General features: G+C 70.2%; 7 protein-coding genes. 2 read left to right on the top strand and 5 right to left on the bottom strand.

Annotation, left to right across the window (positions count from 1 at the left end; genetic code table 11):
• Positions 1-119: 119 nt before the first annotated feature.
• Complete coding sequence (locus ABT095_RS16460; protein WP_350530095.1) at positions 120-569, top strand: SRPBCC domain-containing protein; 450 nt, start codon at positions 120-122, stop codon at positions 567-569.
• Positions 570-573: 4 nt separating this feature from the next.
• Here ABT095_RS16460 and ABT095_RS16455 read toward each other — a convergent pair whose 3' ends face one another.
• A complete protein-coding gene (locus tag ABT095_RS16455) occupies positions 574-1,605 on the bottom strand; it encodes an alpha/beta hydrolase (RefSeq protein ID WP_350530094.1) in 1,032 nt (343 codons plus the stop codon).
• A 232-nt stretch (positions 1,606-1,837) separates the two neighbouring features.
• Here ABT095_RS16455 and ABT095_RS16450 point away from each other — a divergent pair, with 232 nt between their 5' ends.
• The gene (locus tag ABT095_RS16450; protein WP_350530093.1) at positions 1,838-2,578 is read left to right on the top strand and encodes an SDR family oxidoreductase; all 741 of its coding nucleotides are present in this window, start codon (positions 1,838-1,840) and stop codon (positions 2,576-2,578) included.
• 155 nt (positions 2,579-2,733) lie between these two features.
• On the opposite strand, the gene ABT095_RS16445 is transcribed toward ABT095_RS16450, so the two are convergent.
• The 4 genes from ABT095_RS16445 to pulA all read right to left on the bottom strand — a co-directional run bounded on the left by ABT095_RS16445 (position 2,734) and on the right by pulA (position 13,260).
• Positions 2,734-2,928: a hypothetical protein gene (locus ABT095_RS16445; protein ID WP_350530092.1), complete on the bottom strand. Its 195-nt coding sequence runs from the start codon at positions 2,926-2,928 to the stop codon at positions 2,734-2,736.
• A 104-nt stretch (positions 2,929-3,032) separates the two neighbouring features.
• On the bottom strand, positions 3,033-4,745 hold the full coding sequence (locus ABT095_RS16440) for a carbohydrate-binding module family 20 domain-containing protein (protein ID WP_350530091.1): 1,713 nt from the start codon (positions 4,743-4,745) through the stop codon (positions 3,033-3,035).
• Positions 4,746-4,957: 212 nt separating this feature from the next.
• Positions 4,958-7,291: a M4 family metallopeptidase gene (locus ABT095_RS16435; RefSeq protein ID WP_350530090.1), complete on the bottom strand. Its 2,334-nt coding sequence runs from the start codon at positions 7,289-7,291 to the stop codon at positions 4,958-4,960.
• A gap of 494 nt (positions 7,292-7,785) precedes the next feature.
• The gene (gene pulA, locus ABT095_RS16430) at positions 7,786-13,260 is read right to left on the bottom strand and encodes a pullulanase-type alpha-1,6-glucosidase (protein ID WP_350530089.1); all 5,475 of its coding nucleotides are present in this window, start codon (positions 13,258-13,260) and stop codon (positions 7,786-7,788) included.
• Positions 13,261-13,280 lie beyond the last annotated feature (20 nt).

Here is a 13,280-nt window from a genome sequence, read left to right as displayed (position 1 = left end):
CTCCAGGGTGGTGACAGCCCATCAGAGTCGAATCAATGTCTGATTGACGTGCAGGTCAGAGCCTTGCAGGGCGTTTTGTCGGCGCCCCGGCTGTCCGAGCACCGTTGTACTGTCCGGCTATGACAGACACTCAGGAACAGCCCCTGCGCTACCAGGTCCGCATCGCGGCCGGGCCCGAGCGGGTCTGGGCCGCGCTGACCACCTCCGAGGGCACCCGGGCGACACTCTACGGCTGCTCGATCGACTCCACCTTCGAAATCGGCGCACGCGTCGAGTTCTTCGGCCACGACGCGGACGGGCAGCGGGTGGTCCAGGTCTACGGCGAGGTCACCGCCTTCGAGCCGGGCCGGTGCTTCGGCTACCGCCAGCACCCGGGCCCGGCCCACAACGAGCGGCACGCCGAGACGCACTGCCGGATGACGCACACGCTCACCCCGGTGGACGGCGGCACCGAGCTGGAGCTGGTGGTCGACGAGTGGACGCCCGGCAACCCCGCGTACCAGCACGCCAAGGCGTCCTACCCCGAGTCCGGCTACCTGGACGGGATCAAGAAGTACGCGGAGGCCTGAGCGGTCAGTCCGTCTGCGGGCCGGAGAGGTTCTTGGTGAGCCACTCCAGCGTGTTGGGGATCATCTTCTTGAAGTCCGAGGTGAGGTGCTTGCCGCCGGGCTGCTCGTAGTAGTCGATGGTGAGCGGCGCGGCGGCCTTGGCCACCCAGGTCTTGACCAGCTTGGTCTCGTACGCGTTGGCCCCGCCGGAGGTGGCGAGCATCCGGACGTCGGCCTTGCTCTGGCTGACCAGGATGTCCGGGCTGTTGGCGAGCCGCTCGTTCTCGTGGCCCTTCCACAGCGGGGAGTCCGGGTTGAAGTAGCCGTCGATCGGGACGGCGGCCTTGAAGACCTCGGGGTGGCGCATGGCCAGCTTGGCGCTGCAGAACGCGCCGGTGGAGGCCCCCATCACGCCCCAGCCGTCCCGGCCCTTCACGGTACGGAAGTTGGCGCGGACGAAGTCGGGGATGTCCTCGGCCATCCAGGTCTCCATCTTGGGCTGGCCGGGGATGTCGCTGCACTCCAGCGCCTTGGACTCGTTGGAGTCCAGGTTCTGCACCGGCATGATCATGATGAAGGGGTGGGCCGAGCCGTCCTTCGACTTCGCGGCGTCGGCCTCCTGGATCGGCAGCTGGTTGTCCGTCCAGGTGTTGTAGCCCGCGCTCTGGCCGCCCGCATACAGGGTGAGCACCGGGAAGCCGTACTTGGCGTACTTGGGGTCGTTGTACTCCGGCGGCAGCCAGACCCACACCTTGCCGGAGACGCCGGACTTCTTGCCGGTGAGGGTGGTCATCAGGATCGGCCCGGCGCCGGTGGTGCGGGCGGTGCTGAAGTTGGCGGCCGGGCCGGTCGGCATCAGCACCTTGGAGGGCTTCGGCGGCGGGGTGGAGCTCCGGGTGGCCGAGGGAACGTTGCTGCTGCTCGCGCCCTGCGCCGCCGGCTTGGCGTCGTTGCCGGCCTTGGTGCTGGTACTGCCGCAGGCCGCCAGGGTGCTCGCGAGGGCGAGCGTGGTGATCCCGAGGAGCGTGGCGCGGGTGCGGGTGGGCTGCGGCTGCACGGTGAGTATCTTCTCCGACCGGTCTCACGCCCGGTCGGCCGACACGGGCGGTGACCCCTTGGGTGGGGCCAGTGAATCCTATGACGTGACCGCCGCGAAACCCGGTTGCGGGTGGATCGAACTGCTCGGCGAAAACCCGCTGAACGGCGGGGGTGTTGGAGGGTTCTCCAACTGCCGGGCGGGCGGGCAGGGGCGATCATGGGAGCCCGAACGCACACCGAGGAGCAGGCCCATGCCCGAGCAGATCGCCGTCGTCACCGGAGCAGGTACGGGAGTCGGCCGGGCCGTGGCCGTGGAGCTGGCGGCGGGCGGGTGGCGGGTGGTGCTGGCCGGGCGGCGGGTGGGGCCGCTGCGGGAGACGGCGGAGCTGGCGCCCGGGGCGCTGGCGGTGCCCACCGATGTGACGGACCAGGCAGCGGTGGCGGCGCTGTTCGAGGCGGCCGCCCGGGAGTTCGGCCGGGTCGACCTGCTGTTCAACAACGCGGGCAGCTTCGGCGCCCCGGTGCCGGTCGAGGAGCTCGAGCTAGCCGACTGGCGGGCGGTGGTGGACCTCAACCTGACCGGCGCGTTCCTGTGCGCGCAGGCCGCCTTCCGGCAGATGAAGGCCCAGACCCCGCAGGGCGGCCGGATCATCAACAACGGCTCGATCTCCGCCCACGTCCCGCGCCCGCACAGCATCGCGTACACCGCGACCAAGCACGCCGTGACCGGCCTGACCAAGTCGCTCTCGCTGGACGGCCGCCCGTACCGGATCGCCTGCGGCCAGATCGACATCGGCAACGCCGCCACCGACATGACCGCCGCGATGAGCGCCGGGGTCCGCCAGGCGGACGGGCGGATCGCCCCCGAGCCGACCATGGACGTCGCGGACGTCGCCCGGACGGTCCGGCACATGGCCGAGCTGCCGCCGGAGGCCAATGTGCAGTTCGCCACCGTGGTGGCCACCACCATGCCGTACATCGGCCGGGGCTAGGGGCCCGTCCGGCCGGTCACGTCGGATCAGCGGGCGGCGTCGGGTGACGCGCGGGCGGTGCCGACGAAGGAGTCCATGCGGAGCATCGGCGACTGAGGAGAAGCCGTCGAAGGGCCGCGTCGGCCGCCCGGCGTGATCGGCCGGACAGACCCTGGCTACTCGTCGTGGCAGTGCCGGTAGCGGTGGCCGTCCAGCCGGTACACGCTGGTGGAAGGCCGCTGCGCCCCCGGCTCCGGCCGCAGCGGCAGGCGCAGCCAGAGCGGTGGGGCGGCGGCGTGGACGGGCTTGCGCAGGCCGTCCCAGCGGCCGCCGTGGAGCTGCAGGGTCAGGACGGCGGAGGTGGTGGTCACCCGGCGATGCTGGCAGCGGCGGCCGGCGCCGAGCGTGCCGACGGCCGGTGATCCACCCCTTCGAGGGGTTTCGGATCACCGGCCGTGACCTGCCGCCGCAGGGTTCAGTTCCGCCAGGTGTCGCTCAGCGTCAGCATCCCGCTCGCCGGGACGGTGCCGGTGCGGTTGGCGCCGGACTCCCAGGTCACCGCGCCGCTCGCGTCCTTGCGGATGTACTTGTACTGGAAGGAGCTGCCGGCCGCCATGGTGACGTCGAGCTTCCAGACGGGGTACGCGGCCGAGGAGAGCAGCAGGGCCTTGCCGGTGTCCCAGCCGCCGAGGGCCGCGCTGTCGCCGACCACGTAGATGTTCTGACCGAAGGTGGTGGTGGCGTTGACGGCGAAGGAGGCGCCGTGCGCGGCCGTGGCGCTGCCGGGCGCGCCGACGTACAGGGCCACCGAGTCGCCCGCGCCGACCGTCGCGGTGAACTTCCCGTCGCTGCCGACGGTGTAGCTCGGGCCGGTGCAGCCGCCCGCCGCCGGGTCGCCGTGCTCGACGTCGCAGTAGGAGCCGGCCGGCAGCGAGGTCTGGAAGGTCTGGGTGATCGCCGAAGACTCGTGGTTGATCGCCACGTAGCCCTTGCTCCCCCGGCCGAAGCCGATCGCGTTGGCGCCGTCGGACCACCAGTTGGTCAGCCCGGTGCCCGCCACCGCGTTGCGGAAGCCGACCATGTTGGCCACCGGCTGCCAGGCGTGCACGCAGTTCCAGCCGTCGGTGTAGCAGGCGTTGACCGTGCCGCCGTTCGGCGGGCCGTCGTCGTTGCCGGTGAAGGAGTAGCCGGAGTAGACGTTCGGCGAGCCGTACGGGTAGGCCAGCATGAAGACGTTGGCCAGCGTGTAGGTGTTGCCGTAGGTGTAGTTGAGGGTCGAGCCGTTGCGCTCGGTGTCCCAGTTGTCGACGAAGGTGCGGGCCTGCGCGCTGGGCAGCAGGCCGGAGCCCCAGGTGGAGAGCGAGGCGATGGAGCCGCCGTTGAAGGCGCTCTTGAGCCAGGTGCCGGAGCGGAACTCGTCCACGTCCCCGGTGCCGGTGTACTCGCCGGGCTGGATCGGCTCGCCCGCGCCGTAGATCACCTCCTGCACCCAGTAGGCGCCCGGGTTGCTCATCTTCGCCTTGATGGCGCTCAGGTCGCTCGCGGCGATGTGCTTGGCGGCGTCGATCCGGAAGCCGTCCACCCCGAGGGTGAGCAGGTCGCTCAGGTAGTTCGCGATGGTCTGCTGGACGTACGCGCTGCCGGTGTCCAGGTCGGCGAGGTTGACCAGCTCGCAGTTCTGCACGTTGGAGCGGTCGTTGTAGTTGGTGATCGGCTGGCGGCAGGAGTGGAAGTCCTGGTCCTGGTAGTAGCCGGGGTAGTTGTACTTGGTGTACGCGGTGCCGCCGGTACCGGTGCCGGAGCCGGCGCTCATGTGGTTGATCACCGAGTCGGCGATCACCTTGACGCCGGCCGCGTGGCAGGTGTTGACCATCGCCTGGAAGGAGGCGCGGTCTCCGAGCCGTCCGGCGATCTTGTAGCTGACCGGCTGGTAGGAGGTCCACCACTGCGGGCCCTGGATGTGCTCCTGGGCCGGGGAGACCTCGACGAAGCCGTAGCCCTTGGGGCCGAGGGTGTCGGTGCAGGCCTTGGCGACCGAGTCGAACTTCCACTCGAAGAGAGTGGCGGTGACGTCCTTGGCGGACGGCGGGGCGGCATGGGCGGCCGGGGCGAAGGTGAGCCCGGTACATATCGAGAGCGCGGCCAGGGCCGCGCGGGCACGCCGAAGGCGGGCAGGGGTGGTGACCACGGTGTCTCCAGGGCGACGGCAGGGGTGGGGGATGCCGAAGTAAGCTCCTGCAAATTCCATTGAAACTTTTCTGAAACTTGCAGTGCGCAGAACTTACGAGCCCTCGCCGCGCCCGTCAAGGCGCACGACGGAGCGGGGCCCGGCGTCAGCAGCCGCCGGGCCCCGCTCACTCACCTGTCTTCACGCACCACCCCTGGGAGGGCGGCCTGCCGTCAGCTGGTGGTGACGGCGGTGTCGTCGATCACGAAGCTGGTCTGGAGCGAGGAGTCCTCCACACCGTTGAACTTGATGGTGACGCTCTGGCCGGCGTAGGCCGAGAGGTCGATGGAGCGCTGGGTGTAGCCGGTGGCCGCGTCCACGTTGGAGTAGGTCTTCAGCGCGGTGCCGTTGGCCGAGACCGTCAGCTTGTCGTACTGGGTGGAGCCGGTCTCCGCGGTGTCGATGTGCAGCCAGAAGCTGAGCGTCGCCTTGCAGCCGGCCGGGATGGTGACCGTCTGGGAGATCGAGTCCGTGTGGGCGGAGCCGTAGCCGTCCAGCCAGGCCTTCCAGGAGCCGCTGTGCGAGGCCTGCGAGGTGCCGCTGTCGAGGACACCAGCGGTCATGGTCCACGGGGCGGCGGTGCCGGTCTCGAAGCCGGCGTTGCCGAGCAGCTGGGTCGAGGTGCAGCCGCCGCCGGTGGTGTTGACCGTCCAGGTGAAGGAGGTCGAACCGGTCTTGTTGGCGGTGTCCTTGGCCGTGACGGTCACGTTGGACGTGCCCGCGGTCGTGACGGTGCCGGAGATGACGCCGGTCGAGGAGTTGATCGACAGGCCGGCCGGCAGGCCGGTGGCCGAGTAGGTCAGGGCGCCGGTGCCGCCGCTGGCCTTGATCGCCAGGTTGACCGCGGTGTTGACCTGGGTGGTCTGGTTGCCCGGGTTGGTCACCGTCGGCGAGTTGCTCACCACGGAGCCGACGTTCACGGCGGCCCAGGTGTTGGCGACCGCGGTGGCCTCCACGCCGCCCGCGCCGTACAGGTCGTTGGCCGCGTTGATGGTCGCGGTCCGCGCGGCGGCGTAGTTGGTGGTGGAGGTCATGTAGGTGGACAGCGCGCGGTACCAGATCTGCATGGCCTTGTCGCGGCCGATGCCCGTGAGGGTCGAGCCGTTGGAGGTCGGCGAGTTGTAGCTGACGCCGTTGATGACCTTCGCGCCGCTGCCCTCGGCCAGCAGGTAGAAGAAGTGGTTGGCGACACCGGACGAGTAGTGGACGTCCTTGTTGCCGACCGTCGAGCTCCAGTAGTCGGCCGACTGGCCGTCCTTGGAGGGCTGGTCCATGTACCGCAGCGGCGTGCCGTTGCCGTTGAGGTCGATCATCTCGCCGATGAGGTAGTCCGGGTTGTCCTTGGCGTTGTTCGCGTAGAACTCCACCATCGAGCCCATGATGTCCGAGGTGGCCTCGTTGAGGCCGCCGGACTCACCCGAGTAGTTCAGGTTGGCGGTGGCCGCGGTGACACCGTGGCTCATCTCGTGGCCCGCGACGTCGATCTCGGTCAGCGGGTGGGTGTTGCCCGACCCGTCACCGTAGGTCATGCAGAAGCAGGAGTCGTCCCAGAACGCGTTGGTGTAGTTCGAGTCGTAGTGCACCCGGGAGTACGCGCCGACACCGTCGTTGCGGATGCCGTTGCGGTTGAAGGTGCTCTTGTAGAAGTCCCAGGTCATCTCGACGCCGTAGTGGGCGTCGACGGCGGCCGACTCGCTGTTGCTGGCCGAGCCGTTGCCCCACACGTCGGTGGACTTGGTGTACAGGGTGCCGTTGCCGGACGTCCCGTTCGCCATGTTGGTGGTGTACATCCCACCGCGGGTGTTGTCCTTCATCTGGTACGTCGAACCCGACAGCGTGGTGCCGATGGTGACGTTGCCGACGAAGACGCCGTTGCCGGTGCCGGTCTCGATGCCCTGGTTCTTGAAGAGCACCACGCCGGTCTTGGCGTCGGTCACCACGTGCAGCTTGCTCGGGGTGCCGTCCGACTCCTTGCCGGAGACGACCGTCTCCCAGGCCAGGGTCGGGGTGCCGTTGGCCGCGTAGATCACCAGGCGCGGGGCGGTCTCGAGCGCGGCGCCGGACTCGGCGGCCAGCGCGGCGGCCTGGGCCTTGGGGGCGGCCAGCGCGGGGGTGGTGTTGATGTTGGCCAGCTGCGCGTTGCTCGCCTTGTCCACGCCCTTGATGACGCCACCGGCGGTCTGGTGCACGATCATGTCGCCGCCGAGGACGGGCAGACCGGCGTAGGTGCGCTCGTAGCGGAAGTGCTTGGTGCCGTTGGCGTCAGCGATGACGTCCTTGACGACCAGCTTCTCCTGGCTGCCGAGGCCCAGGCTCTGAGCGATCGAGGCGCTCTGCTGGCCGGCGTCGGCGATCAGCGCGGCACGGCCTGCCACGGCGGCCTGCTGGGCGGCAACGGCCTGGGGGGCCGAGGGGGCGGCGCTCGCGACGACCGGGATGCCGGTCACCAGCAGGGCGGTGGTCGCGGCCAGGGCGGCCATGGTCACCCGAGGGGTGTAGCGGGACATGCTGACTCCTTTTCCGACCGGTCGCGGGGTTCACGAGCGGTGGAGAGAACCTGGGCCGCGGGGTTGCGGCGCAGCGGGGGCCCCCAACCGCCTGTGCGCGGAGGGGTGCGGTGCGATTAAGGAGCGGTGCAGAATGAGCGATGCGCTGAACCTGCGCTGGATCAGCTGCACCGGGGGTGGGGGACCTCTCATCTGCAGCCGGTGGAATCGTGGCAGCAAACAGCCAGTGAATGACAGATGCATGCCATGGATTGGCCAATAACCGACCGCCGCACGGCAAAGCCCACGGTGTGTCAGGCCAAGTTCTGACCAAGGCTTCCCCGCAGGCCAGCAGCCCTGCGCCCCCGGTCGTCCGCACAGATCCCCAGGTGGCCCTGCACAGCGTCCCCGAGCGCCCGTATGTCACCTCGCCCCGCTTCGGACCGGCTGTTTTCAGCCACTCATGACTGAGGCCCCGCCGTCGGCGGGGCCTCAGTGGTTGTGAAGAAGCTGCGTCAGCCCTGGACGAAGATCGCCACAGTCCGGGCCGGGACGGTAAAGCCGCCGGTCACGGGGTCGAAGGCGGACTGCTTCACCTGCTGGTCACTTCCCGCCAACTGGATCGGATGCAGACTCTGTCGAGTTTCGGCCAGGCCGGGGACGGTCTGGGTCTGCGCCGTCGGCGTCGCGTTGAACACCACGGTGAGCCCGCGCTCGGCCCCGGGCAGCCCGGTGCCGTCCAGGTGCATGGTGATCACCCCGGGGGTCTCCCCCGCCGTACCGGAGAGCGGGAAGCTCAGCCGGCGCTGCACCTCCTGGGCGCTTGTGAGCGCGAACAGCGGCGAGGACTGCCGGATGGACAGGTACTGCTGGTACATCGCCGAGGCCGCCTGCATGTCGGCGCAGCCCACGGTGAGCCCCGGATCGGCAAGCAGCTTGGCGGCCGTCGGCCACATCGAGCCGTTGTCGGCCTTCATCGGCAGGCCGTGCCCCCAGCCGTTGCCCTGCGCGCAGTCCCAGTGCACGGCGTTGAACCAGTCGCCCGAGTCGTAGGAGTTGGCGTCCAGCGACTTGGAGCGCAGCAGGTCGCTCCCGGCCTGGGCGAAGCCCGGGCCCTGGGCGAGCGCGGTGAGCGAGAGGCCGAGCGCCTGCATCCGGGCCCGGTCGGCGGGCGCGGTGCCCTGCGGCAGCTTGTACGCGAGCGAGTCGAACAGGTCGGTGTTGTCGTGCGCGTCCAGGTACTCGACCGCCTCGCCGGGCTGGGCGGCGTAGCCGGTGGGCGAGCCGTTGTAGTCGACTCCCGCGCCGGTCACCGCCTTGCCGTCGCTGCCGGTGAAGCCGTACGCCGCCAGGTTGCCGGTCAGGCCGACCTTCAGCTGGTCCATCTGGTGCAGCAGCCGGGCCTTCTGCTCGGCCGGGGAGCCGTTGTCGGGCGAGCCGTTGGGGTCGGTGAACAGCCCCGAGGCGAAGCCCTGCTGGGGTGCGGAGGAGAGCATGAAGTTGCCGCCGCGCGCCGCGTCCCGCAGCCGGTCGTCGAAGGTGGCGATGCCGGTGCCCGCCATGTTCAGCTGGGTGGCCTGGACGAACCGGGCATCGTTGGCCACGACGCCGAAGTTCCAGCCCTCGCCGTAGAGGAAGAGGTCCTTGCCCTCGACCCCGTCCTTGGCCTTGGTCAGCCCGCGCAGGGCCGACTGCACGTCCAGCATGGTCTGCTTCGGGTCGATGCCCATCAGGTCGAAGCGGAAGCCGTCCACCTTGTACTGCCTGGCCCAGGTGGTCACCGAGTCGACCACCAGCCGGTTCATCATGGCGTGTTCGGGCGCGGTGTCGGCGCAGCAGCTGTCCGTGGTCACCTTCCCGTCCGCGCCGAGCCGCTGGTAGTAGCCGGGCACCACGCGGTCGAGCACCGACTTGTCGCTCTGCCCCGAGGCGGCGGTGTGGTTGTAGACCACGTCGAGCACCACCCGCAGCCCGGCCTGGTGCAGCGCCTGCACCATCTGGCGGTACTGCAGCGTCCGGGCGTCCGGATCCGTGGCGTACGCGCCGTCCGGCACGGTGTAGTGCAGCGGGTCGTAGCCCCAGTTGTAGGCGTCCTGGGCCTGCACGGCCTGCACGCACTCCTGCTGCTTCGGGCTGTCGGCGGCCAGCGCCGCCAGGTCGCAGGCGGGCAGCTGCTGCTTGTCCCGCGGCGGGACGGAGGCGATGTCGAAGGTCGGCAGCAGGTGCACGGTGGTGACACCGGCCTTGGCCAGGTCCTTCAGGTGCCGCATGCCGGCCGAGCCGGACTGGGTGAACGCCAGGTAGCTGCCGCGCTGCTGCTCCGGCACGGTGGTGTCGGCCGAGGAGAAGTCACGGACGTGCAGCTCCTGGATCTGCTGCTTGGTGGCCGGGATCGCGGGCGGGGTGGCCTGGCCGTCCCAGCCCGCCGGCTTGAGCGAACCGTCCGCCAGGTCGGTGACCCGGCTGCGGCTGGAGTCGGCGTTGAGCGCGACCGAGTACGGGTCGGTGACCAGGTTGGTCACCACCTGCTGCACGCTCGGCGCCCAGACCCGCACCTGGTAGACGTAGTACTTCCCGGCCAGCCCTGCCGAGTTGAGGCTCCACACCCCGGTGCTGTCGTCCCGCTTCATCGCCACCGTGGTCGGCGTGCCGCCGGTCGCGGTGTCGTAGAGCTGCACCGACACCTGCTGCGCCGTGGGGGCCCAGAGGGCCAGCGAGGCACGGCCCTTGGCGTACACGGGCCCGAGCGGGGTGGCGGCGGCCTTCCCGGCGTACAGGTCGTCCAGTACGCCCGGCAGCTGCACGCCCGTGGCGGCGAGCAGCGCACCGCTCGGCAGGTGCTCGGTGAGGACCACCTGGCCGCGCAGCGCGGCCTTGACCCTGCCGGCATCCCGTGGATCGAGGTGAAAGGCCCGGTAACCGGCCAGATGCGGGTACTTGGCCTTCTGGGCGTCGGTGAGAACGGCCGGATTCAGCCGGAGCCACTGCCCGGGCTCACTCAGCACGCCCTTGTCGAGACCGATCCCGCCCGCCGGGTCGTAGACCAGCTGCGCGCTGGTGCCGCCGGCCAGGGCCGCGTCCCCCGCGCCGTAATTCGCGGGCACCACCACGGTGGTGGCGTCGATCCACTGCGCGCGGGCGGTTCCCAGGTCGAGCTGGGCGGAAGTACCGGCCGTCTCCGGCAGCAGATATCCCTCCTGCCCGCCGAGAATCCACACCTCTCGGCCGTTGGCCGCGAAATCCAGCGACTGGTCGTTCGGCAGATGCTTGTCGTTGCCGTTGTGCAGGATGTAGCTGAGGCTGGTCGCCCCGGGCGCCAGCGGCACCTCGAAGACGTCACCGAAGCCGTCCCGCCGGGCCGGCTGCAGCGGCGCGCCCCAGTCGGTCGGGGTGGCGGCGCCCGTCCAGTCGTGCAGGCCCCAGCCGTCGTACTTGCCGTCGGCGCGGTGGTAGTGGATGACGGCCTTGCCCTCCGGCACCGGCACCACCGGGTCCGGATCGGTCGGGTAGGCGGTCGGGTCGCCCTCCTTGAGCCAGATCTCGCCGGTCGCGCCCAGGTCGATGTGCCGGTCCGCGGCCACGTCCTTGGTGCCGTTGTTCTCGACGATGAAGCCGAGGTCGGCCGCGCCCTCCTTCAGCTTCACGTAGGCGAAGGCCCCGTAGGCGTCCCGCCCGGTGAAGCCGTGCCCGTCGGGCCAGTTGGTGCCCTCCCCGTCCGCCAGGTCGCCCCAGGCGTAGAGGTTCCAGCCGTCGTAGTCACCGTTCCTGCGCTGGTAGTGCACCACCGCGTACGGGCGGCTGCTCGCGCTCGGCACCGGCTTGGGAGCAGGCGCACCGGTGGTGAAACTGCCCGTCACCGACCGGAGTTGGCCGCCACTGGCCTGCACCACGGCCTTGTACCGGACCACCGTGCCGGGGGCGACGCCGGTCAGGTCCTGGGTGACCCGGTAGTCGCCGTTGTCGGCGCTGCCGAGCTTGGCCCACGGGCCGTCGCCGACCTGCGCGGCGAAGGACACCCGGTCGAAGCCGCCGCCGGGCACGTCCGCCCCGACGGTGACCGGGCCGGTCGACCCGTCGGCGGGCGTGCGCAGCGTGATCGCGGGCGCGGCGGCCGTCTTCGCCAGCTTGGCCGAGGCCTGGTAGACCACCGCGCTCATGGGCGGCACGGTGACGGCCAGCTTGCCGTCGGCGCCGGTGACGGCCTTGCCGCCCCCGCCCGGGTAGAGCTGGGCGAACTGCATCCCGCCCGAGTACGTGGGCAGTTGGACGCTCTGCGCGGTGTTCGCGTTGTTGACCGCGACCAGGTACTCGACCTGCTCGCGCGCGTCGATCCGGGAGAAGGCGTACACCCCGGGCCCGTCGGCCGCGTACCGCTCGATCTGCGCGCCGTCGGCGAGCGCCGGGTGGTCCTTGCGCAGCTGCGCGAGGCCCGCTATGCCCTGGTAGAGCGCGCCGCCCTGGCCGTACCGGTCGGCGGAGCCGCTCACCCCGCCGATCACCTGGTCCGCGTTGTAGGAGGCCGTCTTCGAGGCGAACATGTCCTGCCGGGCGTCCTTGTCACCGCCCGCGCCGGTGAAGCCCTGCTCGTCGCCGTAGTAGACGACGGGCTGGCCACGCGTCAGGAACTGCAGTTCGCTGACCAGTTGGTCCCGCTTGAGCAGCTCGTCGGGGCTCGCCGAGGGGTTGTCGGCGCGCAGGAAGGAGCCGATCCGGCCCATGTCGTGGTTGCCGGTGAAGGTCGGCAGCTCGTACGCGGAGGTGTCCGCGCTCGCGTAGCGGTAGTCCTGGGCGTAGAGGTCGGCCAGCTGGCGGGCCGAGCCGTTCTGTGAGACGTAGCCGCGGGCGGCCTGCTGGAACGGGAAGTCCAGGGTGGCCTGCAGCTTGCCCTTGGTCACGTACGGGGAGGTGATGGCCGGGTCACCGGAGTAGACCTCGCCGAACATGAAGAAGTTCCGGTTGCCCTGCTTGGCGGCGAACTGCTTGAGCGAGGGCGCCCACTGCTGCCAGAAGGCCATGTCCACGTGCTTGACAGTGTCGATCCGGAAGCCGTCGACGCCGGTCTTGGCCACCCAGTCCTGGTAGACCTGCTCGAAGCCCTTCACCACGGCCGGGTTCTGGGTGTCCAGGTCGTCCAGCCCGGAGAAGTCGCCCTCGGTGGCGGACTCGCCGGCGAAGGTCGAGTTGCCCCGGTTGTGGTAGAGCGCGGGGTCGTTCAGCCAGTCCGGGGTCTTGGCGTGCGCGTCGGCCGGGGTGCGCAGCACCGGGGTGTACGGGAATGAATGTTCATTCAGTTTCGGCCACTTGGCCCGCGCGTCCGCGAGGGCGGTCTCGTCCACCGGGCGGCCGTCGGCGTCCAGCGTGGGGTAGGCGCCGGTCGAGCGGTAGTCGTACTTCTGCTCGGCGTAGTCGAGTACGTCGGCGGTGTGGTTGGTGATGACGTCGAAGAAGACCTTGATGCCCTTGGCGTGCGCCTTGGCGATCAGCTCCTTGAGCTGGTCGTTGGTGCCGAAGTGCGGGTCGACCTGGGTGAAGTCGGTGATCCAGTAGCCGTGGTACCCGGCGCTGGCCTGGTCGCCGCTGCCCTGGACGGGCTTGTTCTTGAAGATCGGCGCCATCCAGATGGCCGTGGTGCCCAGGCCCTGGATGTAGTCGAGCCGGTCGATCAGGCCCTTGAGGTCACCACCGTGGTAGAAGCCCTTGTCGGCGGGGTCGAGGCCGTTGTCCAGCCGGCTTCCCGTGATGCCCCCGGTGTCGTTGCCGGTGTCGCCGTTGGCGAAGCGGTCCGGGAGCACGAAGTAGAACTGCTCGCGGGTGAGGTCGTGCCGGGCGGCGGTGGAGGCCAGCGCGGCGTCGGTCGGCGGGGTCGGCCGGGCGGAGGCGGCCGAGGGGGCCGCGCCGAGGGCGGCCGCGAGCAGGGCGGCGGCCAGGGGGGCGGCGGCTCTGTACTGGAGGGTGGTGCGGCGTGGTCGGCGGTACGGCTCTGCGGCCACTGCGGGCTCCCGTCTGGAGT

This window comes from Kitasatospora sp. NPDC002227, from assembly GCF_040296285.1.
Classification (GTDB): Bacteria; Actinomycetota; Actinomycetes; order Streptomycetales; family Streptomycetaceae; genus Kitasatospora.
This window is presented reverse-complemented; position numbering and strand designations above follow the sequence as displayed.